General features: G+C 68.4%; 17 protein-coding genes. 5 read left to right on the forward strand and 12 right to left on the reverse strand.

Annotated elements, in window-relative coordinates:
* Positions 1–4: 4 nt before the first annotated feature.
* A complete protein-coding gene (locus KRR55_RS09695; RefSeq protein WP_071214649.1) occupies positions 5–286 on the reverse strand; it encodes a pyrophosphorylase in 282 nt (93 codons plus the stop codon).
* Positions 287–1,020: 734 nt separating this feature from the next.
* On the opposite strand from KRR55_RS09695, the gene KRR55_RS09700 reads away from it, so the two are divergent.
* Genes KRR55_RS09700 through KRR55_RS20585 form a run of 3 tightly spaced genes read left to right on the forward strand, consistent with a single transcriptional unit; the run spans position 1,021 to position 9,724 of the window.
* Positions 1,021–4,053 (forward strand): hypothetical protein, encoded by a 3,033-nt coding sequence (locus KRR55_RS09700; RefSeq protein WP_217388882.1) that lies wholly within the window; start codon positions 1,021–1,023, stop codon positions 4,051–4,053.
* Positions 4,050–5,384, forward strand: coding sequence for a type 1 periplasmic-binding domain-containing protein (locus KRR55_RS09705; RefSeq protein WP_217388883.1), 1,335 nt, complete (start codon positions 4,050–4,052; stop codon positions 5,382–5,384). Before KRR55_RS09700 ends, KRR55_RS09705 begins: the two co-directional genes overlap by 4 nt.
* 32 nt (positions 5,385–5,416) lie before the next feature.
* Positions 5,417–9,724 carry an FtsK/SpoIIIE domain-containing protein gene (locus tag KRR55_RS20585; RefSeq protein ID WP_217388884.1) on the forward strand — a complete coding sequence of 1,436 codons (4,308 nt, stop codon included), beginning with the start codon at positions 5,417–5,419 and terminating at the stop codon, positions 9,722–9,724.
* Positions 9,725–9,749: 25 nt separating this feature from the next.
* Here the strand turns inward: KRR55_RS20585 and KRR55_RS09715 are convergent, their stop codons facing one another.
* The 6 genes from KRR55_RS09715 to KRR55_RS09740 all read right to left on the reverse strand — a co-directional run bounded on the left by KRR55_RS09715 (position 9,750) and on the right by KRR55_RS09740 (position 17,959).
* Positions 9,750–11,723, reverse strand: coding sequence for a serine/threonine-protein kinase (locus KRR55_RS09715; RefSeq protein WP_217388885.1), 1,974 nt, complete (start codon positions 11,721–11,723; stop codon positions 9,750–9,752).
* A gap of 99 nt (positions 11,724–11,822) precedes the next feature.
* On the reverse strand, positions 11,823–12,242 hold the full coding sequence (locus KRR55_RS09720) for a DUF3151 domain-containing protein (protein WP_217388886.1): 420 nt from the start codon (positions 12,240–12,242) through the stop codon (positions 11,823–11,825).
* 2 nt (positions 12,243–12,244) lie between these two features.
* The gene (fbaA, locus tag KRR55_RS09725) at positions 12,245–13,267 is read right to left on the reverse strand and encodes a class II fructose-bisphosphate aldolase (RefSeq protein WP_217388887.1); all 1,023 of its coding nucleotides are present in this window, start codon (positions 13,265–13,267) and stop codon (positions 12,245–12,247) included.
* A 154-nt stretch (positions 13,268–13,421) separates the two neighbouring features.
* Complete coding sequence (locus tag KRR55_RS09730) at positions 13,422–15,329, reverse strand: M23 family metallopeptidase (RefSeq protein ID WP_217388888.1); 1,908 nt, start codon at positions 15,327–15,329, stop codon at positions 13,422–13,424.
* A gap of 413 nt (positions 15,330–15,742) precedes the next feature.
* Positions 15,743–17,083: a M23 family metallopeptidase gene (locus tag KRR55_RS20590; RefSeq protein WP_217388889.1), complete on the reverse strand. Its 1,341-nt coding sequence runs from the start codon at positions 17,081–17,083 to the stop codon at positions 15,743–15,745.
* A 273-nt stretch (positions 17,084–17,356) separates the two neighbouring features.
* Positions 17,357–17,959 (reverse strand): TrmH family RNA methyltransferase, encoded by a 603-nt coding sequence (locus tag KRR55_RS09740; protein WP_217388997.1) that lies wholly within the window; start codon positions 17,957–17,959, stop codon positions 17,357–17,359.
* 237 nt (positions 17,960–18,196) lie between these two features.
* Between KRR55_RS09740 and corA the strand changes: the two genes are divergently transcribed.
* A complete protein-coding gene (corA, locus tag KRR55_RS09745; RefSeq protein WP_217388890.1) occupies positions 18,197–19,204 on the forward strand; it encodes a magnesium/cobalt transporter CorA in 1,008 nt (335 codons plus the stop codon).
* 135 nt (positions 19,205–19,339) lie between these two features.
* Entirely contained in the window at positions 19,340–20,134 is a 795-nt protein-coding gene (locus KRR55_RS09750; protein ID WP_217388998.1) for an HAD-IIA family hydrolase, read from the forward strand.
* A 70-nt stretch (positions 20,135–20,204) separates the two neighbouring features.
* Here the strand turns inward: KRR55_RS09750 and KRR55_RS09755 are convergent, their stop codons facing one another.
* The 5 genes from KRR55_RS09755 to uxaC all read right to left on the reverse strand — a co-directional run bounded on the left by KRR55_RS09755 (position 20,205) and on the right by uxaC (position 26,274).
* Entirely contained in the window at positions 20,205–21,410 is a 1,206-nt protein-coding gene (locus KRR55_RS09755) for an amidohydrolase family protein (protein ID WP_217388891.1), read from the reverse strand.
* 163 nt (positions 21,411–21,573) lie between these two features.
* Entirely contained in the window at positions 21,574–22,131 is a 558-nt protein-coding gene (locus KRR55_RS09760) for a gluconokinase (protein WP_336245085.1), read from the reverse strand.
* On the reverse strand, positions 22,128–23,357 hold the full coding sequence (manD, locus tag KRR55_RS09765; protein WP_217388892.1) for a D-mannonate dehydratase ManD: 1,230 nt from the start codon (positions 23,355–23,357) through the stop codon (positions 22,128–22,130). The genes KRR55_RS09760 and manD overlap by 4 nt, the downstream gene beginning before the upstream one ends.
* Positions 23,358–23,413: 56 nt before the next feature.
* Positions 23,414–24,868 (reverse strand): mannitol dehydrogenase family protein, encoded by a 1,455-nt coding sequence (locus KRR55_RS09770; protein ID WP_217388893.1) that lies wholly within the window; start codon positions 24,866–24,868, stop codon positions 23,414–23,416.
* Positions 24,865–26,274: a glucuronate isomerase gene (gene uxaC / locus KRR55_RS09775; protein ID WP_217388894.1), complete on the reverse strand. Its 1,410-nt coding sequence runs from the start codon at positions 26,272–26,274 to the stop codon at positions 24,865–24,867. Before uxaC ends, KRR55_RS09770 begins: the two co-directional genes overlap by 4 nt.
* Between the last annotated feature and the right edge of the window lie 62 nt (positions 26,275–26,336).

Raw genomic sequence — 26,336 nt, forward strand, 5'->3', positions numbered from 1 at the left:
CCTGCTAGTTGCCGCCGCCTGCGGTGAAGATGTTCGTCGAGATCTGGTTCAGCTGGCCACGCAGCTGCTCCAGCTCGGTGCGGGCCTTGTCCAGAGCGGCCTTCGTCTCGGGCCACGTTGAACCGCGGAACTGGGAAGCCAGGGGGCCATCCCACACGTTCGGGTCCGACAGGACCCGTCCCTGGGCGTCCAACTGGCTGATCTGGTCGGTGAAGCCACCGTTGATGATCGCCTGAATCTGCTGAATGGCAGTCTTTGCCTGCTCCGTTGATAGGACACGCGACATGAAATCCTCCAAGAATCTTGGTGATGTCCCCGCGCAAATGCGCTACTAGGAGACTCGAACGAGAATAACTCTAACAAGATGACATGCCGCGTTCCAAGTAATGAGCCCATAAATTTCTCGTGTTCGCTAGAAATTTGACTTCCGGCCAGCGGCACGGGATGCGGCTGCTCAACGGGGACATCAGGCACGGCCTTAAGCACTCGGTAAAAGATGCTTACAAATGGCAGTCATCATTGAACGCGGGGTAGCCGATGGCCCATATGGCCACCCGACGCCTCGTTTCGAATCAACGCCTACCCGCGAGCGCGGCCAGTGTCAGTGGCAGCCATAAGATTCGAGAGCCACTGGACACCGGATTGCCGCGGGCACTCACCGCCGCGAATGGGCTGCGCAGGGCCTCCTGGCAATCGGGAAGTCGGCCCGATCTATGCTGTTCAGACCTGATTTAAGCTCGCCGCTTGAACCGGCAGGGCGGCTGATCGCATGAGGCCAGCCAAGGATTCTGCACGGATACACCGAAAAGATGCTCAATCCATGGAAAGTCCAACAACATGAGTTAGACGGCTCCAAGGAAGCCGAAGCGGGTCCCCAAAGGGCGCTCTCCGCGGCGCGTTTGGAGGCCACGCCCAGTTAACGACATGTCGGCGATCGGGTTTCGCCACGGCGCAGGTTTATCGATTCGGACGGTGTACCGCCTATTATTCAATAGGAATTTGAATCACGAAGGGGAGCAAGTGGCCAGCACACGACCACGTAAGACGAACGCCGCACGAACACCGAGCTCGAAGCTGGTCCGAACTGCAGGCGCGATCCTGACGGTGGCCGCCGTGGCATTCACGGCCTCGTGCACCAACGCACCCAACGTCGTCGGCACGCCGTCGCGCGTGCTGCAGTCGGTGAACGTGGCCCTTGCCTCCAACGGATCGATCTCGGCGGTCAACGGGACAGCCATCTCCGTGGACGACACCACGGGAGAATCCTCGAGCGCCGATACCGCCTATGTTCCGGGCGAGGTCGCCAACGACCTTCCCGTCCGGGTGAGCGCGCAGTACCGCACCGCGGAGAAGACGGGCACCAACCTGGAGGAGCTGGCCGGCTACACCGGCCGGGTCGAGATCGGTTTGACCGTGGAAAACCTGACGGTGGCCCCGCGCGACGTGACCTTCGATGTGGCAGGCCAGTCACGCACCGAACCGGTACTCGTGGGTGCTCCGATGACGATCGCCGCCTCGACGGTGCTCTCCGGCGTCTCCCCCGGCAACATCGTGGGCGAATCCGGGCCCGGCTCCGCCGGGACCAACGGCATCATCAGCGCCTCTCCCGAAGGCGAGGCCGTCATCCAGTGGGCAACTCTCCTCGCCCCTCCGGCCACGGGTGCCAGCACCACCATGCGCCTGGTCGCCGACGTCACCGAATTCGCCGCTCCGAGCATCGATCTGGCCGTCCAACCGGGCATGTCCACCGACCTCTCGGTCGATGGAGTGCTGGCCTCCGCGTTCGACACCAGCCCCACCTCCGAGCTCGCCCTGCAACGGCGCACCATCGACCTCATCGCCGAAGTCAACGACGTGCTAAGCCGCGCGGGTTCCACCATCACCGACGTGCGCGGCAACCTCGAGAGCACCTCGAAGACCCTGGGCGTCAGTACCGCCGCCCACCTGAAGGAGAGCAGCGACTCGCTGGCCGGAACCCTTAGCGGCCTGAAGGACCAGCTCGGCTCGCTCAAGACCGACCTGGATTCCACCGTCACCGGGGCCGAGACCACGACGCTCGCGCAGCTCTCCCAGACCGTCAACACCGTCGACGCCATGCTGGGCGACACCTCGGTCGGCGTGCCGAAGGCGACGATCAAGGGCAACGGCTGCGCCGCAATCGTTGCACCCGCTGGCGAAACCGCGACCGTCTACTCCAGCCTCGTGCTGATGTCCGCCCAGCTGGACGGCTACGCCCGCTCGACCGCAGGCTGCCGCGACGAAGTTGCCACCGCGCTGCAGAAGACCGTTGGCCCCTCTGAGCCCAACGCCGAGAACTGCACCGTGGCATCCCTGACCTGCGCGTTCCACGCGTCCTCGATCACCGTGACCGGTGCCCTGCTGAAGCTTGTGGACCAGGGCGACAAGCTGGTCGCAACGCTTCAGCCCGAGGTCATCACCGGCGCGCGGGCACAGCACCGGCTCCTTTCCGACGGAATCGACGAGCTTGCCCTAAAAGTCGACGCTTTGGACGAGGCGGCGGCCACTGGCGATGCCAACAAGGAACAAGAAGCCAAGGCTACCAAGGTTGCATTCCAGGAACTTAGGGACACAGTCAAGAACGTTGAATTTCCAGTTGATGAACTGAAAACGGCAATCGACAACCTGGTCACGGACGAGCGGGCTAAAAACGAGAAGATCAATACGATCGCTACAGAAACGATCAAGCTCGTCGAGGACCAGAACTTTCCGTTGAATCTGAAAAATCCATGGGTCTACGAGCCAATTGAACACACGAACACGCTCGACTCAATGACCAAGCAAAATGACAACCTTGCAGCCGAAATGTGCGACCTGATACCCGCGGATGCCGACGCTGAGAGCTCGCCATCCGAAGCGGACATCGACAAGGCTCCCTCGCGTGAGGACATCGAGGAGCTTCGGTCATACCTGACCTCGATTCCGTGCCGCGGCACGGACCCCGAAACTTTTGAGGACCTCGCGAAGGACCCTGAGCCACTACACGAACGGATGCAAAACTTAGCCGATGACCTAGACGATCAGGCTACTGAGCAAACCGAAGCGTGGACAAAATGGGCCGATAATGAGACCGCGACATGGGACGCCCGTACCGAGCGTCATGCAGCGACGCAAGTCGCGGCGTGGGAAAAAGTTGCAAAGCTGGCCACCGAACCAGTCTCGGACGGCCCCGTGTACGATGCGATCGACAAATCCAATTCGAGCCTGACAGAGAGCCTTGAAGCCGTCAGCACCAAGGTTGAAGAACTAGACGGCACGTTGAAAGTCGGCGGCAGCCTCCGAGACGAAATCGAAGTACTTCGCAGGACCGTGGATGATGCCAAAGCAAGCCGGGACTCCATGGGTGAGGCGCTCCTGACCCTGCAGAAGCAGCAGGACACACTCGAATCAGGCATCACGCAGGCCTTCGAGAACACCCAGATGGCGATGACCGAAGAGGTCACCGCGCTGATCAACAGCCAGATTCGCGTCGTCTCCGCCCAGGGCGCGGAGGGCAGCGATGCAGTCGTGAAGGCATTCGACCGCTCGGTCGCCGGTTTGTCCTCGACGGCCGCCGACGTGGAAGCCAACGCCAAGACCACGGTTGACAAGCAGCACGACGAACTTGCCAAGCAGGATGCCGGCTTGACCGAGGCAGTCAGCAAGCAGACCGCCGCCTCGCTCGAGGGCATCGCGCAGAGCACCGGAGCCTCGACGCGGGATGTCGAGGGCGCCTCGAAGCTTCTGGCTGCCGGACTTTCCAAGGTCATGCTCGACCTAGGCGACCGCAAGGTCAACGGGTCCGGCCTGCTCGGATCGATGGCCACCAGCGCTGCAAAGGCCGACACGGCCGACTACCAGCTGGCGCTGGCCACCAAGAACGCCCAGGGCTACGCGAACGTGCGGGCCGAGGACGTTGCAGGGATCCTGCTGCGCCAGGCGCAGTTCAAGGCCTCCCTCGAGGCGGTGTCGGCACTGCCGACCTTCCACCTTGAGGTGCCGGCGGGCACCGCGACCCAGACGCTGTACTCCTTCCGTCTGGGAAGTGCCAAATGAGTTCCCTCGCCACCCGCCGAAACCTCATTTCGGCAGGCGTGGTGGTCGTGGCAGTCGCCGCGATCATTGCGCTGTCGGTCTTCCTGTTCCGCCCGGCCGATGCGGCCAAGGGCGATCCGGTGGAGGCGGGCGTCCCGGTGGCGCTCTCCGCCGCCAACGTCCCGGCCGACACCAGGCTCGGCGTCGTGGTGACGCTCGGGTCCGGTTCCGGCGCCGCGTGGAAGGATGCGGCGCAGGGCGCTGCCGTTGCCGCACACCGCTTCACCCTTTCGGGAACGCCCATCGCGCTATCCACCGCAGATGACCGCGGAACCGCCGAGGGCGCCCGCAAGGCCGTGGAAAAGCTGGTTTCCGAGGGCGTTGCCGGAATCATCGTGGCCACCGACGGCGAGCAGGTGGACGGAGCACTCGAGGCAGCCGCCGACGCAGGGGTCCCGGTGATCCTGCCCTACTACGACGGCAAGATCGAGGCCGAGGGCGCGGCCTGGCGCACCGCACCGACCGGGGCACAGGTGTCCAAGGCGCTGGCAGCCGCCCTGGCGGGCGCAAAGCGCCCGCTGCTCATCGATGCCGGGGGCGGCGCCCCGGACTCCGTGGACGTCGACTCGAGCATCTCCTTCGCTCCGGGTGCCGATCCGGAAGAGCTCGCGGCCGATGTCGCCCGCCGCACCGGCGTGGCGGAACCGGCGAAGGCCGACGGCACGCCCGGCCGCACCCCGGTGGCGGACCCCGCCGATGCCATCCTGCTCTCCGGCAACCCGACCCAGCAGGCAACCGTGGTGCACGCGCTGCAATCCGCCAAGGTCACGGTCCCCCTGGTGCTGACGCCCGGGGCCACCAGCCCCGCGTTCGCCTCCGGGCTCGCACAGGCCGGCGGCACCGTCTCGGGCCGGCTCTCCACCGTCGGCGCCAACGCGGGCGACGCCGCGGCCCTGCGCCCGGATGACTCCGGCCGCGCCATGTCCGGATTCCTGGCCGGCCTGCGCGTCCTGGCGCAGGACAAGGAAGCCAAGAACCTCACCGGCGACATGGCCTTCAGCGAGGTCGCGAATGCCGCCGACTCGCGCAGCCACGACGCCGTGGTGGCCCTGGTGCGCGCGGTGTCAACCGCCGGCAGCAACGACCCGGCCAAGGTGGCCAAGGCGCTCGGTACGCTGAAGCCGGGCCCTGCCGACGGCATCGCCGGTCCCGCACTTGACTTCACCCGACCCGACGCCATGGACGGGGACCCGGTGGTGCTGCACTTCTCGGCGCAGGACCTGGGACTGCGCCCCACGGCCACCGGGGACGGCGCGACCGCCTCCTGGTTCGCCCGCCCCTCCGCCGACTGACCCCCACTGCCCGACGACGAAAGGAGCGCGCGGTGCGCGTGCTGATCCGGCTGGATGGCCAGCGACTTGACCGGGAGCTGGGCAGCTTCGCTCCCGGCACGACGCTCGCGCAACTCGTCGCCGCCGCCGGCGGCAGCGCCCCGGCACCGGGCTCCACGCTGTACGTGGACGCCGCCGCGGTGCCCGCCGACACCCCGCTGGAGGAGTTGCTGCTGCTGGAGGGCAGCACCATTTCCCTGGCTCCCCTCCCGCGCCCGGAACCGGTGCGCGGCTGGAGCGCCACGCTCTCCGGCGGGATGGAGGCCGGGGACCTGGTTCCGCTGCCGGCGCACCGGCCGCTGCTCATCGGCCGCTCCCCGCAGGCGGACCTGGTGCTGGGAACCGAAAGCGCCTCCTGGAACCATGCAAGCCTCGAGCTCGAGGACGGCGGCGTGCGCGTCAGGGACGCGGGATCGACCAACGGCACGCTGCTCGCCGGGGAGCCTGTCGACGCCGACGGCGTGCTTCTCACCTCCCCTGCCACCCTGGTCATGGGCGGAACGACGGTGCTGCTGCGCCCGGAGATCACGGAGAACCGCGCCCCGGAACCCGGCTCCCTGCACAACCTCACCCCCGCCGCCACCGCGCCCTTCAACCGGCCCCCGCGCCCGGGAAACCCGCCGGAACCCGACCCCTTGACCCCGCCGGTGCGCAAGGACGTCCCGCCGGCCTCCAAGTTCAGCTACATCACGGTGCTGGCCCCGCTGCTGCTTGCAGGGGCCATGGTGATGATGCTTGGAGATGCCCGCTTTGCGATGTTCGCCGCACTGAGTCCGGTCATGGCCGTGGGCATGTGGTTCGAGCAGAAACACCGCCGCGCCAAGAACCTCAAGGAAGAGGACGAGCGGTTCACCGCCGCCCTGGCCGACTTCTCCGCCGAGGTCGCCGAGGCCGCCGCCGCCCAGGCCACGCGCCGCCACGCCGAAATCCCCGACCCCGCCACCGCCATGCGCATCGCCGCGCTGCCCACGACCGGGCTGTGGCAGCGCAGGGCCGGTTCCAAGGGTTTCCTGGCGCTGAATGCAGGGATCGGCGACGTGCCCTGGGCACCGGGGCTCGATGACCGCTCCGCCCCGGTGCCCGACCCCCTGGTGCGCGAGGCACTGGCTGCCAGCCGGATCCCCGCGGCCCCCTTGCTGGTGGACCTCACCGACGCCGGCGTCGTCGGCATCGTCGGGGACCGCGCCGGGGCCCTGGCCCTGGCCCGCTCCCTGCTCGTCCAGGCCGCCGTGCATGCCGGGCCCGCCGACCTGTCCATCGCGGTGTTCTGCGACCGCGGGCGCCACGAGGAGTGGGCCTGGGCCTCCTGGCTGCCGCACACCCGCCGGCTCGGCACCGGCACCTCCGAACGCTGGCTCTCGGACGACCGGCGGCGCAGCGCCGCCCTGCTCCGCGCCCTGCGCGAGGGCATCGACGATTCGGCCGGCGGCACCACGCTGCTGGTGCTCGACTCCGAGGTGCTCACCGAGGGCCGCGACGCCCCGGCGCGCGAGCTCTTGGGCCACGGCCGCTCGGTCCCCGGGCTGGGCGGGCGCGGCCCCGGGCAGGGACCGCGGGTCTCGGGCATCGTGATTGCCGCCTCCGAGCAGCAGCTGCCCGCCGCCTGCACCACCGTCATCACCGTGGGGGCGGACGCCGCGGCGTCGGTGCACGACCTCGGCGCACTCACTGACGTGGGCGACGTGGTGCTGGCGGGCATCGGCATCGAGGCCGCCGAGCGCTGCGCCATGGACCTGGCGCGCTTCGACGACCCGGAGCTGGTGGTGCCCGGCGCGGCGCTGCCCTCCCTGGTCCGGCTGCCCGAGCTGCCTTCCATGCCCTCCCCCGATGCCGCGTCGATCCGCGCGGCGTGGGCCAAGGCCAAGGGGTTCTCCGCCCCGATCGGCACCTCCGAGTCCGGGCCGATGTCCCTTGACCTGGTCAAGGACGGGCCGCACGGGCTGGTCGGCGGCACCACCGGTTCGGGCAAGAGCGAGTTCCTGCGCTCGCTTGTCGCCGGGCTCGCTGCCCGCAACGACGCCACCAGGCTGAACTTCATCCTCATCGACTTCAAGGGCGGCGCCGCGTTCGCCGCCTGCGAGGCGCTGCCGCACACCATCGGCACCATCTCCAACCTCGACGAGCAGCTGGCGGACCGCGCGCTGCGCTCCCTCGAGGCGGAAATGGCCCGCCGCCAGCGGATCTTCGCCGCCGCCGGGGAGGACATCGACAACCTCGACGCCTACCTGGCCACCAACCCGGACGAGCCCATGCCGCGGCTGCTGCTGGTGGTCGACGAGTTCGCGATGCTCGCCAAGGACTTCCCCGAGGTGCTCTCCTCGCTGGTCTCCGTCGCGGCCGTGGGGCGAACCCTGGGCGTGCACATGATCCTGGCCACCCAGCGCCCGGCCGGCGTGGTCAACGACGACATCCTGGCCAACACCAACCTGCGGGTGGCGCTGCGCGTCCAAAGCCGCGAGGATTCCTCCAACGTCATCGGCGTGCCGGCGGCCGCCGGCATCACCCGGGCGCAGACCGGGCGGGCCTACATCAAGCTGGGGCAGGACGAGATCACCCCGGTGCAGACCGCGCTGGTCACCGGGCGCGCCTCCCGCGCCTCCGCCACCGAGCTGGTGGTCGAGGAGACCGGGCACTTCGGGCTCCCGCGCCCGCCCCGGGCCCCCGCCCCGGGCTCCGAGTCGGACGCCAGCGACCTCGACGAGCTCATCGAGGCCATCACCGAAGCCCACCGGGCCGCAGGCTTCGGGGTGCCGCGGCCGGTCTGGCCCGTGGCGCTGGGCGAGCGCGTCAGGCTCGCCGGCTTCGACGCCCCGGACCCCGCCGGCGGACCTGCCCACCGCGCCTCGGAGGTGCCGCTCGTGGGGGCGGTGAACGGGCGCCGCATCGAGGTGGCGCTGAGGGACGAGCCGGAGGCCCAGCGCCAGACCCCGGGCGGCTGGGATCTGGCCAAGGGCAACCTGCTGCTGCTGGGCATCGCCGGATCGGGCACCAGCACCACGCTGGCCTCCCTGGCCCTGGCCGCCGCGGCCGCCAAGGACCCGCGGGAGCTTGACCTGCTGGTGCTTGACACCGGTTCGCGCGCCCTGGCCCCGCTGGCCGCGCTGCCGCACACGAGCGCCTACGTGGGCACCGGGCCCGGCGCCCGGGAGCAGCAGGCCCGCTTCCTGCGCCACCTGCGCACCGAGCTGGCGCGCCGGCGCGCGGATCCGGGGGCCCGCAAGGAGACGCTGGTGCTCATCGACGGGCTTGCCACGCTGCGCGACGAGTTCCAGGACTACGACGGCCAGGGGCTGCTGGACGCCCTGAACCGGGCCTACGCCGACGGGCCGGCCCTGGGCCTGTACTTTGCCGTGTCCACCACCCGCGCCAAGGCGGTGCCCTCGGCCATCGACGAGGTCACCATCCAGAAGTGGCTCTACCGGCTCGCTGACCCCTACGACTACTCGGCCCTGGGCGTGCGCGGGTCCAACATCCCCGCCGCGGTCCCCGGCCGCTGCGTGGACGCCGGCTCGCTGCGCCAGATGCACGTGGCCACCCCCGGCACCGACCTTCCCGCCGCGGTGGCCACCGTGGCCGCGCGCTGGCCCGATGCCGAACCGAAGCCCGCTGCCATCGGCCGGCTGCCCGAGGAGCTCACCGTCGGGCAGCTCGGCGTGCCGGCGCAGCTTGGCGGCGAGCCGTGGCGCTTCCCGGTCGGGTTGCGCGAGGAGGACCTGGCCCCGGGGGTGCTGGAGGTCTACGAGGGCGAGCACGTGCTGGTCTCCGGGCCCGCGCGCTCGGGCAAGTCGACGCTGCTGCTGGCGCTGGCCGAGTCGATCCGCGGCTCGGCCGCCGCCAGCGGGCAACCTGTTGCCGTCTGGGGCGCCTGCGACAGGCGCTCCCCGCTGGCGAACGCCGACCTGGACAAGGTGGCGGTGGGCGCGGAGGACCTGCCGGCGCTGCTCGCCTCGATCCGGCTCGAGCGCGGGCCGGTGGTGCTGCTGATCGACGACGCGGAGCGCTTCGAGGACTCCGACCAGGCCCTGGCCAACCTGCTGGCCTCCTCGGCGCAGGTCTGCGTGATCGCCGCGGGCCGCTCGGCGGACCTGCGGGGTCTCTACGCGCACTGGACCAAGACGCTGCGCAAGTCGCGCTGCGGCGTGCTGCTGGTTCCCGACGTCGACTACGACGGCGAGCTGCTGGGCGTGACCCTGCCGCGCCGCGCACCGGTGGCGGTGACCCCGGGCCGCGGCTACCTCTGCGTCGGCGGGGTCCCGACCTTCATCCAGGCCATGGGCCCGGGCGCCGCGGCCGGCGCCTGAACCGCCGCCGCCCGGCGACGGGCGGCTACTCGCGGGTGGTGATGCCGAAGGGGTCGCTGGCCAGGTCGGTGAAGTTGCCGACCCCTGCCCGCAGGATGCAGCTCGGGGAGACCGACAGCGCCGTGACCACGAGCCCGTCGGCGGAGACCGCCAGGGAACCTGAGCAGCCGTCGGAGAACCGCACGCCCTTCTCGCCCCCGGCCACCGCGGCGAGCATCGCCGAGGCCTTGCCCGTGGACGGGGAGGTGTACAGCGGGTTCAGCACGTCCGGCCCGCCCGGCCACACCGGCACCAGCGTCACCGGCAGGGCCGTCTGGCTGACCGTGCGCGCCGGGGTGACGACCTGGATGTCCCGCAGGCGCTGCACCGGGTACGCGGAGCCGCCGGCTGCGGGGTCTGCCACCGCGGCGGTGGTTGCCGCGGCCGCGCCCTGCAGCCACTGCTCCAGGGCGTCCTCGCCCACCAGCTCCACCGGGATCTTCGCGCTGGCCTCCACGCTGCCCTTGGCCGGGACGGTGATCCCGCCCAGGCTCCAGCCGCATGCCGCTGAAATGCCCGTCAGGCTCGGCTGGTTGCGTGTTGCCGCGACCTTCTCCCAGGTCGCCGGCGGGCAGGAGGCCGCTGCGGACGCGCCGGGGAGCACCTCGAGGAACGGCCCGGCCAGCGGCGCCTTCTGCGCCGCATAGGTGATGGTCAGCCGCACTTCCTTGGCCTGCGCGTCGTATTGGGCGCTGCGGGCGATGGACAGGCCGCTGGGCAGCGGGGCGTCCTGCTGGCTTGCGGTGGAATCGGCGGCCGGCGCCGCGGCCGGGGCGTCGGGCTTTGCCAGCGCCATGGCCCCGAAGACAATCGCAACCGCCGCCACAAGCCCGCCGGCGATCAACGCGACGGCCTTGCCGGTCAGCCAGGTCGGCCGCCAGCCGGCGCGCACCGGCTCCGGTGCCGGCCGGGACCGGGGGCGCAGCTCGGGCCGCGGCATCGAGCGCACCACCGTGTGCTGGGCGGCCTCTCCCAGGTCGGGAAGGGCGGAGGCCGGGAACCCGGAGTCCGGTGCCGGTGCGGACCCGGCATCCGGCGTCGTTCCCGCGCCGCGCAGCACCGTCGCCGGACGCTCGAGGGGCGCAAACGCCTCGGGTTCGGCGGCAACCGGCAGGGCCGGCAGGTCGGCGTACCGGGCGGCCAGGCGGCGCAGCCGCGCCGCGGCCTCGGGGGCGCCGGGCCGTTGCCGCGGGTCCTTGCCCAGCAGCGCTTCGACCGCCTCCCACACCTCGTCGGGCACCTCCAGCCGCGGCGGAATGGTGGTCACGTGGCGGTAGGCGAGGGTGAAATCGGTGCCGGTCCCGGCGAACGGGGTCCGCCCGGAGAGCAGCTCGTAGAGCATGATGCCGGTGGCGTAGAGGTCGGCGGCGGGCCCCACCTCGCCGGTGCTGAGCAGTTCGGGCGGCATGTAGGCGGGGGTGCCGACCATGCCGGTGGTGTGCCGGGCCCGTTCGTGCACGACCGAGGCGATGCCGAAGTCCGAGACGCGCACCGCCCCGGTGAGACCCGGAGCCCAGGGCTCGGTGAGCAGCACGTTGTCGGGCTTGATGTCCCGGTGCGTGGTGTTGCGGGTGTGCGCGTACGCGATGGCGTCGAGCATCTCGGCGCAGATGGCCAGGGCGTCGGCGGCGGGCAGCGTGCGGCGCTCCTGGAGCAGGTCGCGCAACGACCCGCCCGGCACGAGGTCCATGAGGATGGCGAGCCGTTCGCCCTCGACCACGAGGTCCCTGACCGCGACGATGTTCGGGTGCCGCAACCCCAGCAGCACCGAGCGTTCCTTCACGAAGCGTTCAACGAGGGCGGGGTCGTGCGCGTGTTCCGGGCGCAGCACCTTGGCCGCGAGGTCGGGACCGCCCGAGATCGCACTGACCCGCCAAACCTCGCCCACCGCACCGGAGCCGAGGGGCTCGACGAAGCGGTAGGAGGCGCCAAGCGCGTCACCGGGCTGCACGTTTGCCATTCTTCTTTGCCTGCTCCTTGGTTAAGCAGCAATTGTTCGTGCCGGACCCGGGGGTCGGCACGAACAATTGCCAGCGGGGCCTAAGGCGGCCCGACGGGATTACTCGGCTTCGAGCGCTGCTGCCGCGAGCGGGTCCGAGTCGTTGAGGAAGCGGCCAATGCGCTCGACTTCCTCGGCCTCGCCGATGGCTGCGGCTGCACGCTGCAGCGCATAGAGCGAACGCAGGAAGCCGCGGTTGGGCTCGTGCGCCCAGGGCACCGGGCCCTGGCCGCGCCAGCCGGCCTTGCGCAGGGCATCGAGTCCGCGGTGGTAACCGACGCGGGAGTAGGCGTAGGACTCCACGAAACGGCCCTCGGCATGTGCCTCGTTGGCCAGCAGTGCCCAGCCCAGCGAGGATGCCGGGAAGGCCGCGGCGATGTCCACCGCTTCGTCCCCGGCCTCCAGCCGCGACTTGACCTCGGTTTCCTCAGGCAACAGGGTTTCCGGGATGCCGAGCAGGTTTGCTCCAAGATCTGCCATGTTTACTTCAGTGCCTTTCCGGCGGAACCAAGCTGGTTTGCAGCCTCGACGATGCGGGCGGCCATCGAGGCCTCGGCGGCGGCGCCCCAGACGCGCGGGTCATAGGTCTTCTTGTTGCCGACCTCGCCGTCGATCTTCAGCACGCCGTCGTAGTTGGAGAGCATGTGGCCTGCAACCGGGCGGGTGAAGGCGTACTGGGTGTCGGTGTCGATGTTCATCTTGATGACGCCGTAGGACACCGCGTCGGCGATCTCCTTGTCGGAGGAACCCGAGCCGCCGTGGAAGACCAGGTCGAACGGGTTGGCCTTGCCGATTTTCTGCCCGACCTGCGCCTGGATGTCCTTGAGGATCTCCGGGCGCAGCTTCACGTTGCCCGGCTTGTACACGCCGTGCACGTTGCCGAAGGTCAGTGCGGTGATGTAACGGCCGTTTTCGCCGGCACCCAGGGCCTCGATGGTGGCCATGGCGTCCTCGACGGTGGAGTACAGCTTGTCGTTGATGGCGTTTTCCACGCCGTCCTCCTCGCCGCCCACGGCGCCGATCTCGACCTCGAGGATCTGCTTGGCTGCGGCGGTGCGCGGCAGCAGCTCGGCGGCGATGCGCAGGTTCTCCTCGAGGGTCTCGGCGGAGCCGTCCCACATGTGCGAGTTGAAGTACGGGTTGCGGCCGGCGGCGACCTCGGCCTCCGAGGCTGCCAGCAGCGGCAGCACGAATTCGTCGAGCTTGTCGGCCGGGCAGTGGTCGGTGTGCAGGGCGATGTTCACGCCGTAGCTCTTGGCGACCTCGCGTGCGAAGGCGGCGAAGGCCAGCGAACCGGTCACCATGTTCTTGACAGAGGCACCCGACCAGTAGGCTGCGCCACCGGTGGACACCTGAATGATTCCGTCGGATTCGGCTTCCGCGAAGCCGCGAATGGCGGCGTTCAGGGTTTGCGACGACGTCACGTTGACTGCGGGGAAGGCGTAGCCGCCGGCCTTCGCAGAATCAATCATGGCGTTGTACTGTTCCGGGGTTGCGATGGGCATACTGACTCCTGTGTAGATAAGGAATTGTGGGGAGTAGACCTCGTTGGCTGCCTCCATCCTATCTACATGTGTGCTGGATCGCTTACGGGATGACGCAAGGCCCCGGCCGGGGACATGCCAAGGGCGCCGGTTCGCGGCGCCCTTGGCTTGCCTTCTACTTGTCCGTGTCGCTCGCGCTCCCCGCAGCGGCGGCCGCTTGGCCCGTGGTCGGGGCCGCTGGCTTGGCCACCGGCTCAACGACCTTGGGCTTGGCAACCACGATCTTCTTGACCGGTGCCGGCGCTGCCACCTTCTTGACGGGTGCCGGCGGGGCCTTCACAACAGGGGCCTTGGGCGCCGGCGGCCGAACGACCTTCGGCTTGGCCACCACCTTGGGTGCCGGTGGCGCGAAGACCTTCTTCGGGGCCACCGCTTTGGGCGCCGATGGCGCGATGGCCTTCGGCTTGGCCACGGCTTTCTTCGGGGCGACCGCCTTGGGTGCCGGTACCGCAACGGCCTTCGGCTTGGCCACGGCCTTCCTCGGGGCCACCGCCTGGGGTGCCGGTACTGCAACGGTCTTCGGCTTGGTCACGGACTCTACTTCAACGACCTTGGGTTGAGCCAGCGGCAACACCTTCGGCAACTGGACCGCCGGCTTCTCTTGCGTTGCCTGCGAATCGCTGTCGGTTTCCCGCGGGATCGAGCCCCCATTCCCTGTGTCCGCCTGCGGCTCCTGGACAGGCGCATCGTCATCGGCGTCGGTCGGCTCGGGGGCCACTTGCTCAGGCGATTGCGGCTCGTCGTCGGGGGTGGCCGGAGGATTCGCCGGATCCGTTGAAGGTTCCTCGACATCGGGTACCGGCAAAGTCGGGACCTCGATCGGCTCCGGGACCGTGGGCGGCGGCGGCTCGTTGGGTTCCGGACTTGTCGGATTCGGTGACGATTCCGCCGGTGCCGGCGACGGAGTCTGAGGCACCGGCGGCTTGGTCACCGGCGGCTTGCTCGGTGCCGGGCTCGTAGTGGTCGGCGCGGGCTTCGGCCTGGGCTCAACCTTTGGCGGCGGAGTTGGCTTGGCGGTCGGCTGCTCCTTGACCTCTGGTGCCGGCTTGGCGGTTGGCTGCTCCTTGACCTGTGGTGCCGGCTTTGGCTTCGTTGCCGGCGCTTGCTGTGGGTTGGCCTTAGGTTTTGCGCTCGGCACGTGCATGCTTGGCGCGCCCTTGGAAACGTAGGACCTTGGCGCCGGTACCCAGTGGTCCGGAACGTCCCCCGCGCCGGTCGCATGCCAGTGAGGCGCCTCGCTGTTGCGGATCGGCTCCGCCGCGATGGTGGTGCGGCGCGAGTCGATCTTCGGAATTGGTTGGCCGGGGATGACCGGCAGGAAGTTTCGCGGGTCGTTCCAGCGGCCGTTGATGATGACCTCGAAGTGCACGTGGCAGCCGGTCGAGTTGCCCGTGGTACCGCTCAGCGCGATGACCTGGCCCTGCCTGACGGTGTCCCCGACCCTGGCGATGAGCCTCGAATTGTGGCTGTAGCCGGTGCGCACCGAGGAGCCGTGGTCGATCGTCACGCGCATCCCGGAGTGGCCGGCCCAAGCGGACTGGACGACCACCCCGTCCGCGGTCGCGTACACCGGGGAACCACAAGGGACGGCATAATCCTGCCCGACATGGATCTGCGTCCCCGGGCCGGTCGGGTTGTTCCGCCAGCCATACGGGCTGGTGATGTGCAGGGAGGCAACCGGGTGGATCAATTGGATGCCGCCGGGCAGTGCCCCAAGCACGCCCAGCCGCTGACCCGCGAGGTTTCCCGCGACATTTTGATGGGTGGCAATGCCCGGAACGAATCCGGCATGCGTCACATACGAAGGCCCGGTGCCCCCATATCCCGAACCGGTGCTGGTGATGCCCAGCGGTCGCGACGCGATTGCGTCGACATCGCTGAACAAGGAGACCCTGACCGGCTGCACATTGGCAGCGGCCTGGCGGCTCAATCCCCCGTCTCGTTGCGGTGCCAGTTGGTCCTGGGCCAAGCCCAGTCCGGGTGCACCTGAAATGGCCACGACCGCGGCCATGGCAAGACCCAACGCAGAAATTTGTGGAATCTTGTTTTTTGCATTGCCGAGCTGGCTCGACACATTTCCCCGATTATCTTGATGTTTTTTCATCGGTAACAGCCCCCTGTTTAAGTCACCATGAAGTTTTTGCGCAGCCAAAAATGAGGTCGGCTTTCTGGTAATTAACCAGCGAGTTGTCCGTGTCACCCCAAGCAACTGAACACTTAGGGATCACCTTAACGCACAGCCGCCGCGGAAGAAAGAGATATTTGCAAGACATTGTTGTTAAGTTCTGTGATGCCTCGGGTTGTTGGCGGCGGCTCCCCGCCTGGACATCGATGGCACTTGAAATCTCGGGCCATCGGTGACGATTCTTCTGGTGGCCGCCTGAATCCATCGGCCCTGCAGCGACTTGCTGTGCTGACTCGGGCGAGGCGGAATGACTACCGGGATTCCGCTGTGGTCCCGGACGAAGACAGCGTCTCTCCCGTGCCGCCATCGGTAGTCGCCGCGCCACTTGACGATTCCGTGTCCGGAGTCCCGGAACTCGAATCCGACAAGTTGCTCGTCGACTCGGTCGACGCACTGGTCGACGACTTGGTCGGCATGGTGGATTGAGTCTCTGCGGACGAACTGCTTGGCGCGTTGGACGGCGAATTGGTCGGCTCGACGGACGGTGAAACAGTCGGTGTCGCAGCAGTCTGGGATGAACTGGGCGAAGGCGTTGGTTCTTCGCTTGGCTCCGGCGTCGGGCTCGTTTCGGGCGCCGGCGTCTTCGTGGGCGCCGTGGGCGAGGGCGCAGTAGGTGAGGGTGTGGGGCTTGGCGTCGGCGTTGGGGCCTTCGTTGGTGCCGGCGGAGTCGTCTTTTCGGGCGTGGCTTCCTCACTTGTTTCAGGTCGCGGGGTTTCGCTCCTGGGGGGCGTTGGCTTCGGTGTGGCCTTGGGTGGTTTCGGCAGTTCGACCTCGATGTCGTGGCCGTTCCTGCTCTCGGTCCTTGGCTCGCCGGAATTTCTGATGGGTTCCGCCGCGATGGTGGTGCGGCGCGAGTCGATCTTCGGAATTGGTTGGCCGGGGATGACCGGCAGGAAGTTTCGCGGGTCGTTCCAGCGGCCGTTGATGATGACCTCGAAGTGCACGTGGCAGCCGGTCGAGTTGCCCGTGGTCCCGCTCAGTGCGATGACCTGGCCCTGCCTGACGGTGTCCCCGACCCTGGCGATGAGCCTCGAATTGTGGCTGTAGCCGGTGCGCACCGAGGAGCCGTGGTCGATCGTCACGCGCATCCCGGAGTGGCCAGCCCAGGCCGACTGGACGACCACCCCGTCCGCCGCCGCATACACCGGGGAACCGCAGGGCAGGCCGTAGTCCTGCCCGACATGGATCTGCGTCCCTGGACCGGTCGGGTTGTTCCGCCAGCCATACGGGCTGGTGATGTGCAGGGAGGCAACCGGGTGGATGAATTGGATGCCGCCGGGCAGGACTCCCAACGCCCCCACGCTCTGTCCGACGAGCTGTCCGGTGAATTGACCGGCCTCCCCGCCGGAGCCGATCGCGCTGCCGGGCCCGGATGCATCTGCGACTTGGACGCCTTCCGCGGCGCTGGTGATGTTTTCCATCTCCCAGGCAATGGCGTCGACACCGCTGAGCAACGAGACCTCGACCGGCCGGCGATAGGCAGCCGTATCGACATCCAGCGGGGAGAAGGCCACGGGAACGGAATCAATCTGGCGCCCGGCCAGGGTCGGCGCACCGGAAACCACGAGTGCGGCCACGACCGCGATCCCCACGGCAGCGGACCTGCCGACCTGCGGTTGCCTATGCCTCTTGCGCGGCCTGGGCGACGGGAGCGGGTGGTTGACGTGATGCTTTTTCACCAGTGGCCCTCTCCGTTCCCAGTGTCGACACCATGGCCATTCCCGGCGCGCGGGTTTGGCGTCGCTTCGCAGGGCGACCGGCGTGTACCAAGCCGGACCCGTATCATTCACGCTAACCGACCGGCCCCGGGGATAGAAGGGCTATTCGCCAGACGTTCGGCTTTCTGGCTGGACGGCTACCTGCGACTAGACCGACTGGTCGAAAACATGCCGACGGATCCACGCATGCATGGCGATTCCGGCGGCCGAGGCGGCGTTGATGGAACGGGTCGAACCGAACTGCTCGATCGACAATGTTGCCTCGGCGCTTTGGTGGACTTCCTCGCTGAGGCCCGGCCCCTCCTGGCCGAAGACCAGCACGCAATTTCGCGGCAGCTCATAGGTTTCCAGCTTCTGGGAGTCGGGAAAAATGTCGATCCCGATGATCGCCAGCCCTTCCTCGCGGGCCCAGGCGACAAAGTCCTCGACCGTCGGGTGGTGGCGCACGTGCTGGTAGCGGTCGGTGACCATGGCCCCGCGCTTGTTCCAGCGCCGGCGGCCGATGATGTGCACCTCCTTGGCCAGAAAGGCGTTCGCGGTGCGCACCACGGTGCCGATGTTCATGTCGTGCTGCCAGTTCTCAATGGCGATGTGGAAGTCGTGGCGGCGCTCGTCGAGGTCGGCGATGATCGCCTCCATGGACCAGTAGCGGTACTTGTCGGCCACGTTGCGCCTGTCCCCGAGTTCCAGCAGCTCACGGTCAAAGTGGTCGCCGGCGGGGAATTCGCCCTCCCACGGGCCGACACCCACCTCGGGGCGTTCCTCATGGACGGGATCGAACTCGGTGGGCTCTGGTGCGGGGGATTCAACGGCGGAAGTCACTCCTCAAGGGTAGTCGCCAATGGTCCTGCACCGGATTCCCGCACTAAAACACCAGGTCGGGAAGGCACGCGCGCACCGGCCTGCGGCCGGTTGATGGCAAACTAACCTAAGGCACGATTCGCCCGCCGGGATTTCCTGCCCGGCCCTACATGCAAGGAGGGGTCCATGCCCATCATCGACAACGCGATTTACGTCAAGGGCAAGCGCGTGATCCATCCTCCGGACCTCAGCTCCACGTTCGAGTCCATGAAAGAGTCCGGCGGCATGGCCTGGCTGGGACTGTACCGACCCGACCAAGCGGAAATGCGGGAAGTCTCCGAGGAGCTGGGCCTGCACGAACTGGCGGTGGAAGACACGCTCTCCGGCCACCAGCGTCCCAAGCTGGAGCACTACGGCGACCACCTCTTTGTGGTGCTTCGACCGGCCCGCTACATTGACGAATCGGAAAAGGTCGAGTTCGGGGAATTGCACGTCTACGTCGGTGCCGACTTCGTGGTGACGGTGCGCCATGCCGAGTCTCCCAAACTGGCGCAGGTGCGCCACCGGCTCGAAGACGAAGCCGGACTGTTAGCGATCGGCCCCGAGGCCGTCCTCTACGCGGTCGTTGACCAGGTCGTGGACGAATACGAGCCGGTGTTTGCGGGCCTGAGCAACGACATCGACGAGATCGAGGACCAGCTCTTCTCCGGGACCCCGAATGTCTCGCGGCGCATCTACGAGCTGTCCCGGGAGGTCATTGAATTCCAGCGCGCGCTCGCGCCGCTGGAGGACGTGCTCACCCGCTTGCGCAGGGACTTCAGGCTCAGCGACATTTCCGAGGACGACGCCCTGGAACTTGACCGCAAGCTCATCGACGTCCAGGACCACGCGATCCGGCTCACCGAGCGCATTACCTCCTTCCGCGCCCTGCTGACCAACGCGCTGTCGCTGTCCTCGACGCTGGCCTCGCAGCGGGCCACGGAGGCGGGACTGGCGCAAAACGAGCAGATGAAGAAGATCTCGGCGTGGGCCGCCATCCTCTTTGCCCCGAGCCTCGTCACCGGCGTGTACGGCATGAACTTCACGCACATGCCTGAATTGGACTTCACTTTTGGCTATCCGGCCGCGGTCGGGCTGATGGTCGCCCTCGGGGTGGGACTCTTTGCCATCTTCAAGAAGAACAATTGGCTCTAGGTCCGCCCGGGGCTTCGTGCAATGCCGGGAAACCTGAAAGACTAGTGGCAGCAGGTAACCTCTCGAAAGGAACACCCACACGTGTCAACGCATGAACCACGCAACGTCCACGACATTGAATGCTGGCTCACGGACATGGACGGGGTGCTCGTCCACGAAAACCAGGCCATCCCGGGCGCCGCGGACATGATCGCGCATTGGGTCTCTTCCGGAAAACGCTTCCTGGTCCTGACCAACAACTCGATTTACACCCCGCGGGACCTGCGCGCGCGTTTGCTTTCCTCCGGGCTGGACGTGCCCGAGGCCAACATCTGGACCTCGGCCATGGCAACCGCGGAGTTCCTGCGCCGCCAGCGGCCGGGCGGCCGGGCCTTCGTAATCGGCGAGGCGGGGTTGACCACGGCGCTGCACGATGCCGGTTTCATCCTGACCGACCAGGACCCGGAGTACGTGGTGCTGGGCGAGACCCGCACCTACTCCTTCGAGGCCATCACCAAGGCCATCCGGTTGATCGCCGGCGGCGCCCGCTTCATCACGACCAACCCGGATGTCACCGGCCCCTCGCCCGAGGGCCTGCTGCCTGCCACCGGTTCCGTGGCGGCGCTGATCACCCAGGCCACCGGCAGCGCCCCCTACGTGGTCGGCAAGCCGAACCCGATGATGTTCCGCTCGGCCCTGAACCGGATCGACGCACATTCGGAAACCACCGCGATGATCGGGGACCGCATGGACACCGACATCGTCGCGGGCATGGAGGCGGGATTGCTGACCATCCTGGTCCACACGGGAATCACCCGTCCCGGCGACGTGGCATCGTTCCCGTTCCGCCCGGATGTGGAACATGATTCGGTGGCCGAGATCCTGGCCGAGCTTCGCGAGGGACGCATCGGCGAGGATTCGTTCGTTGCCTCCGGGCCGCACGAAGACTGATCCGTAGCCAAGTCACGGTGGCAGTGCCCGGTTCATCCGGGCACTGCCACCGCTGCACCGGCGACCCCGGCTAGGCAAGCTCCAGCTGGTCCGCCACCACGCGCCCATCGTGGATGACGGTGCGGTCGGACCCGCGGTCCATGACGGCGCTGGTCACGGTTTCGCCCGCGAGCAACACCAGGTCGGCGCGATCCCCCACGGCCAGGCCCGGGCGGTCGGTGGTCGAGCCCAGCCGGGCCAGGCCCCGGTCCATGATGCCCGCCCCGCCCCAGGTCGCAATGGCCGCGGCATGTTCGATCAGTTCGTCCTGCCGCAACCCGTGCGTAAAGGCCAGCTGCCAGGTGCGCGAGAGCAGGTCGCAGTCCCCGTAGGGGCTCCAGTAGTCGCGCTGGCCGTCCTCGCCCAGCCCCACCCGGATGCCCGCCGAGGTCATCGCGGCCAGGTTGAACTGCCTGCCCGAGGTCGCCGGGGCCACTGTTGCCCAGGAAATGTCCAGGTCCCCCATGCCCTCCATGACGCGGGCCGTGGCCGCCTCCGAAATATTGCCCAGCTCGTAGGCGTGGGACAGCGTCACCCGTCCCTCCATGCCCAGTGCCCGGGTGCGTTCCATGACGAGTTCGGTGCTGAAAAGCGCCAGGTGGCCGGGCTCATGGAGGTGGATGTCGACGTCCACCTGGTATTTCTCCGCCAATCCGAACACGATGTCCAGGTGCCGCACAGGGTCACGGTCCAGTTGGCAGGGGTCGATGCCGCCCATCACGGTGGCCCCGAGCCTCAGTGATTCCTCCAGGTAGAAAACGGTTCCGGGCTCGAGCAGCAGCCCGGCCTGCGGGAATGCCATGATCTGCACGTCGGCGCTGGCGGCAAGTTTTTCCTTGGCTGCAAGCACCGCCTCGAATTTTTCCAGCTTGCAGTCGACATCGATCTGCGCGTAGCTGCGCACCCGGGTGGTGCCGTGGGCGATCATGCGCCGGAGGGTCCCCTCGACCCTCTCGGGCAGCGGAACCTCGGCGTGGCGCCAGTTGTTGCGGTCGTTGAGCATCATGCCCCAGACTCCCGGAGCCCCGGTGTGTTCGCGGAACGGCAGCCCGATCCGGGTCGAGTCCAGGTGCACATGGACATCGGAGAACGCCGGAAGCGCCAGCCGGCCCCGGCCGTCGATTCCGGCGGCCGCGGGGAGATCCGGGTTGTGCGGGGCGATGCCGCAGATCCGCCCATCGGCGAGCTCAAGGTCCACCGGGGCCCGGCCCCATGGCCTCACGTTGCGCACGAGCATTGCCCATTCCCCTTCGTCCGGTGGCCCGCCGGCGTCCGGCGGCGCGCCACCAACTCTTCCATGCCCGCGTGCCGGGGCCAAGCACCGGTTGGAAACGGCGAAGGGCACGGTGCCGGGGACTTCTCCCCCGGCACCGTGCCCTTCGGGCCGCGGCGGCCTAGGCCTAGGCCCGCGCGTCCAGCCAGGCGGCGGCTTCCTGCGCCAGCTGTGCGGGCGTGGCGGCGATGTCCAGCACCACTCCCGCCTCGTCGCTTTCCAGCGGCTCAAGGGTGGCCAACTGGGATTCGAGCAGGCCCACGGGCATGAAGTGCCCGGGGCGGGCGCTCATGCGCTCGGTGAGCAGTTCGACCGTGCCGTGCAGGTGGATGAACACGGTACCCGGCGCCTCGGAGCGGATCAGGTCGCGGTAGGAGCGCTTGAGCGCCGAACACGCGATGACCATCGACCCGGGTTCGGCCGAGCCGAGGCGTTCGCCCACCTCGCGCAGCCACGGTTCGCGGTCCGCGTCGTCCAGCGGGTGCCCGGCGGCCATCTTGTCGATGTTCGACTGCGGGTGCAGGGAGTCCCCGTCGAGGAACCCCGCCCCCAGCTCGGCGCCCAAAAGCTCGCCCACGGTGGACTTGCCGCAGCCGGAGACGCCCATGACGATGACCCGGTGCAGCGTGACTGCCGCGCCGTTGACGGCGGTGTCGGTGGCGGCTTCCATGGTTCCGGCGCTCACCAGTCGTGGACGGTGCCGTCGATGAGACGGTTGTAGGGCAGGTAGGCCTGCTGGTACGGGTAGGACAGCGCGGCTTCCTCGTTGAACTCGACGCCCAGGCCCGGCTTGTTGCCCGGGTGCAGGTAGCCGTCCTCGAAGGTCATCGACTGCTCGAAGACCGTGTTGGTGGCGTCCGAGTGCTGCATGTACTCCTGGATGCCGTAGTTGTGGATGGCCAGGCCCACGTGCAGCTGGGCGGCGAAGCCCACCGGGGAGATGTCGGTCGGGCCGTGGAAGCCGGACTTGACCTGGTACTGGGCTGCGTAGTCCATGACCTTCTTCAGCGGCGAGATGCCGCCGAAGTGGGTGGAGGCGGCGCGCACGTAGTCGATGAGCTGTTCCTTGATCAGCGACTGGAAGTCGTAGATCGTGTTGAAGACCTCGCCGATGGCGATCGGGGTGGTGGTGTGCTGGCGGACCAGGCGCAGCGCCTCCTGGTTTTCGCCCGGGGTGCAGTCCTCGAGCCAGAACAGGTCGTAGGGCTCCAGCGACTTGCCCAGCTTGGCGGCCTGGATTGGGGTCATGCGGTGGTGGCCGTCGTGCAGCAGCGGGATCTCGGGACCGAATTCGTTGCGCACGGCCTCGAAGACGGTGGGCAGGTGGCGCAGGTAGGCGCGGGTGTCCCAGTCCTCTTCCACCGGGTAGGCGCCGCGGCCGGCCGGCTCGTAGTCATAGCGCTCGCCCGAGGCCTGGGTCTGGGCGGCAACGCCGTAGACGGCCTTGATGCCCGGGACGGCGGTCTGCACGCGGATGGACTTGTAGCCCAGTTCCAGGTGCTCGCGGATCGAGTCGAAGAGCTGCTCGGTGTCGGTGCCCGAGGCGTGGCCGTAGGCGCGCAGGCCGTTGCGCGAGGCGCCGCCCAGCAGCTGGTAGACCGGCATGTTCGCGGCCTTGCCCTTGATGTCCCACAGGGCCATGTCCACCGCGGCGATGGCTGCCATGGTGATCGGCCCGCGGCGCCAGTAGGAGGAGCGGTAGAGGAACTGCCAGGTGTCCTCGATGCGGTGCGCATCCTTGCCGATGAGCAGCTGGGCGACGTGGTCCTTGAGGTAGGACGCGACGGCAAGCTCGCGGCCGTTCACGGTTGCATCGCCGATGCCGACCAGGCCGGATTCGGTGGTGACCTTGAGGGTCACGAAGTTGCGTGACGGGCTGGTCACAAATACTTCTGCCTTGATGATTTTCATGGCAATCCTTTCAAATGCCCGGTGCTACGGTGCACCGGTGGTGGCGGGGAGAAAAGTCAGTTGGTAAAGCGCCCGCGCAGGGCATGGATCGAGGCGATCGTGTCGGCGTCCCGGGACAGCTCCGCATCGACGACGGCCACCAGTGCCGCGGTCTGCTGCGGGGTCCCGGCGCCGATCGACGAATCGGCGAGAACCGCTTCCAGCGCGGCTGCGTTCGCATCGGCAACTGCGGTGCCGGAGGCGTGCTGCGCGGCCAGCTGGTCGCACCAGGCGGCCAGGAGGCGCAAGGCCGCGATGCCGTCGCGCCCGGCTTCCCGCTCGGCGCGGAACACCGGCAGCGCCCGGGCGGCGAGCTTGATCGATCCGTCGGTGGCGATCTGGGCCAGGTTGTGGGCGATGCGCGGGTTTTCGAAGCGTTCGCGCAGGGCCTGGCGGTAGGCGGGGACGGCGAGTTCCGGCTCGGTCAGGTGCGCGGAGGCGGCGTCCCAGAATTCCTCGACCCATCCGGAAACCGCCGGGTCGGCCAGGGCCTGGGCGACGGTGGCGTGTCCGCGCAGCTGCCCGGCGAAGGACATCAGCGTGTGGGCGCCGTTGAGCAGCCACAGCTTGCGGCGCTCGAAGGCCTCGAGGTCCTCGACGAACTGCGCGCCGGCCTTTTCCCAGGCCGGACGCCCGGCCGGGAAGTCACCGGAGAGCACCCAGGAGGAAAACGGCTCGGTGACCACCGGGGACACGTCGGCGAAGCCGGTCTGCTCCGCGACGGTGGCGCGGTCGGCGTCCGTGGTGCGCGGGGTGATGCGGTCGATGGAGGTGTCGACGAACGACACGTTCGCGTCGATCCAGCGCGCCAGCTCGGCGTCGACGGACTGCGCAAAACCCAGGATGCCGGCGCGGGTGACGGCGCCGTTGCCCGGCAGGTTGTCGCAGGAGACGATGGCCAGCGGCCATCCGTCCCCCGAGCGGCGGGCCGCCAGGCCCACCAGGATCCGCGCCGCCGGGGTGGAGAGCCGCAGCTGCCCGAAGTCCGCCGCCGAGCTGGCGAAGAGCCCGGCGTCGTAGCGCTCGCGCAGCACCGCCAGGTCGGAGAGCACCGCCGCGTCGTTGAGGTCAAGGGCCGGTTCGCCGGCGCCGGCCGCCATCTTGTAGCCGGCCTCGGTGATGGTCAGGGTGAGGATCGCGGTGGAGGGGCTGGCCAGCAGCGTGGTCAGGGCAGCCATGTCATTGCCGTCGTGCGCCTCCACGATGGAATCGATGACCTCGAAGGTGTCGCCCTCGGCCTCGCGCCGGATCAGCGTGAACAGCCCGTCCTGCGCGGCGAGCTCCTTGGCGGCGGTGGCGCTGCGTCCGGTGAAGGCCGCGATCCCCCAGCCGTCGTTCGCCTTGGCGGTGTACCAGGCCTGGTGGGCGCGGTGGAAGGCGCCCAGGCCGATGTGCACGATGCGGACCTCGGCCTTGGCGGCCGGGTGGGTGGTGCGGTTCAGTTCGCGGGTTGCCACGGTTCCGGCGCTCACAGCTTGAAGGCCCGGCGCGGTGCGGCGTCGACGATGTCAACGATGATCTCGTGGGCGCTTTCCTCGGTGATCCGGTGCTCGGCGACCAGGCGGGCCAGGAAGGATGCCTCCACGCGGCGCGAGGCGTCGTGCCGCGCCGGGATGGAGCAGAAGGCGCGGGTGTCGTCGATGAAGCCCGAGGAGCGGGAGAAGCCGGCGGTCTCGGTGACCGCGGAACGGAAGCGCATCATGGCATCCGGCGCATCCAGGAACCACCAGGGGGCGCCGATGAACACCGACGGGTAGAACCCGGCCAGCGGGGCGATCTCGCGGGAGAACACCGTCTCGTCGATGGTGAAGGGGATGAAGTGGAAGCCCTCGGCGGTGCCGAAGTCGTTGAGCAGCGGCTGCAGTCCGGTGGCGAAGTCCACGGCGAAGGGGATGTCGTGGCCGGTGTCCGGGCCGAAGGTCTTCAGCGTGGCGGAGTGGGTGTTGCGGTGCACGCCCGGGTGCATCGTCATGACCAGTCCGTCTTCCACTGCCATGGCGGCCTGCTGGTACATCATGTGCGCCTCGAAGGCGAAGGCCTCGGCGGTGCTGGCGGTGCCGGCCATGCCCTTGGCAAAGAGCGCGGCGGCCTCGTCGCGGGAAAGCTTCAGCGTGGCGGCCGAATGCGAACCGTGGTCCGAGGACACCGCCCCGTGCTCGACGAAGTACGCGCGGCGGTTGGCCATCGCGGCCAGGTAGCCGTCGTATCCGGTGGCCCCCTGGCCGGCGGCCTGGATCAGCGCGTCGGCCTTGGCGGCGAAGTCGGCGCCCCAGAACTTGATGTAGGCGTCGGGGCGGAAGGTCGGCAGCACGCGGGAGGCGAAGGACGGGTCGGCCGCCAGTGCGCGGTGCGCCGCCAGGTCATCGAGCGGGTCGTCCGTGGTGGCCATGACCTCGATGTTGAAGGAGTCCATCAGTGCGCGCGGGCGGAAGCCCGGCTCGTCGATCTTCGCCTGCAGCGCCTTGAAGGTCGCCTCGGCGGTTTCCTCGCGGATGTCAAGGTCGTCGATGCCGAAGACGTCGACGAATTCCTGGCGCAGCCAGTACCCCGATGCGGTGCCGTCGAAGGCCTTCCAGTTGGCGCAAAAGGTGCGCCAGGCATCCAGTGCGCCGACCTCGGAGGTGCCGCCGACGCGCAGCTGCTGAAGCGGGACGCCGTTGGCGTGCAGCAGGCGCGTCACGTAGTGGTCCGGGCTCAGCAGCAGGGCGGTGGGGTCAGGGAACGGGGTGTCGTTGGCGATCATCGCCGCGTCCACGTGGCCGTGGGGCGAAATGATGGGCAGGTTTTCCACGTCCTTGTGGAGCGACCGGGCTATCTCGCGGACACCGGGGTCTGCGGGCAAAAGCCGATCGGGGTGGTTCGCAATCGAGGAAGGCATGTAATGATCGTCCGTATCTCTGGCAGGTATTGGCAACAAGTTGCCATGAGTTGCACCACTAC

Source organism: Paeniglutamicibacter quisquiliarum, from assembly GCF_019084045.1.
GTDB classification, from domain to species: Bacteria; Actinomycetota; Actinomycetes; order Actinomycetales; family Micrococcaceae; genus Paeniglutamicibacter; species Paeniglutamicibacter quisquiliarum.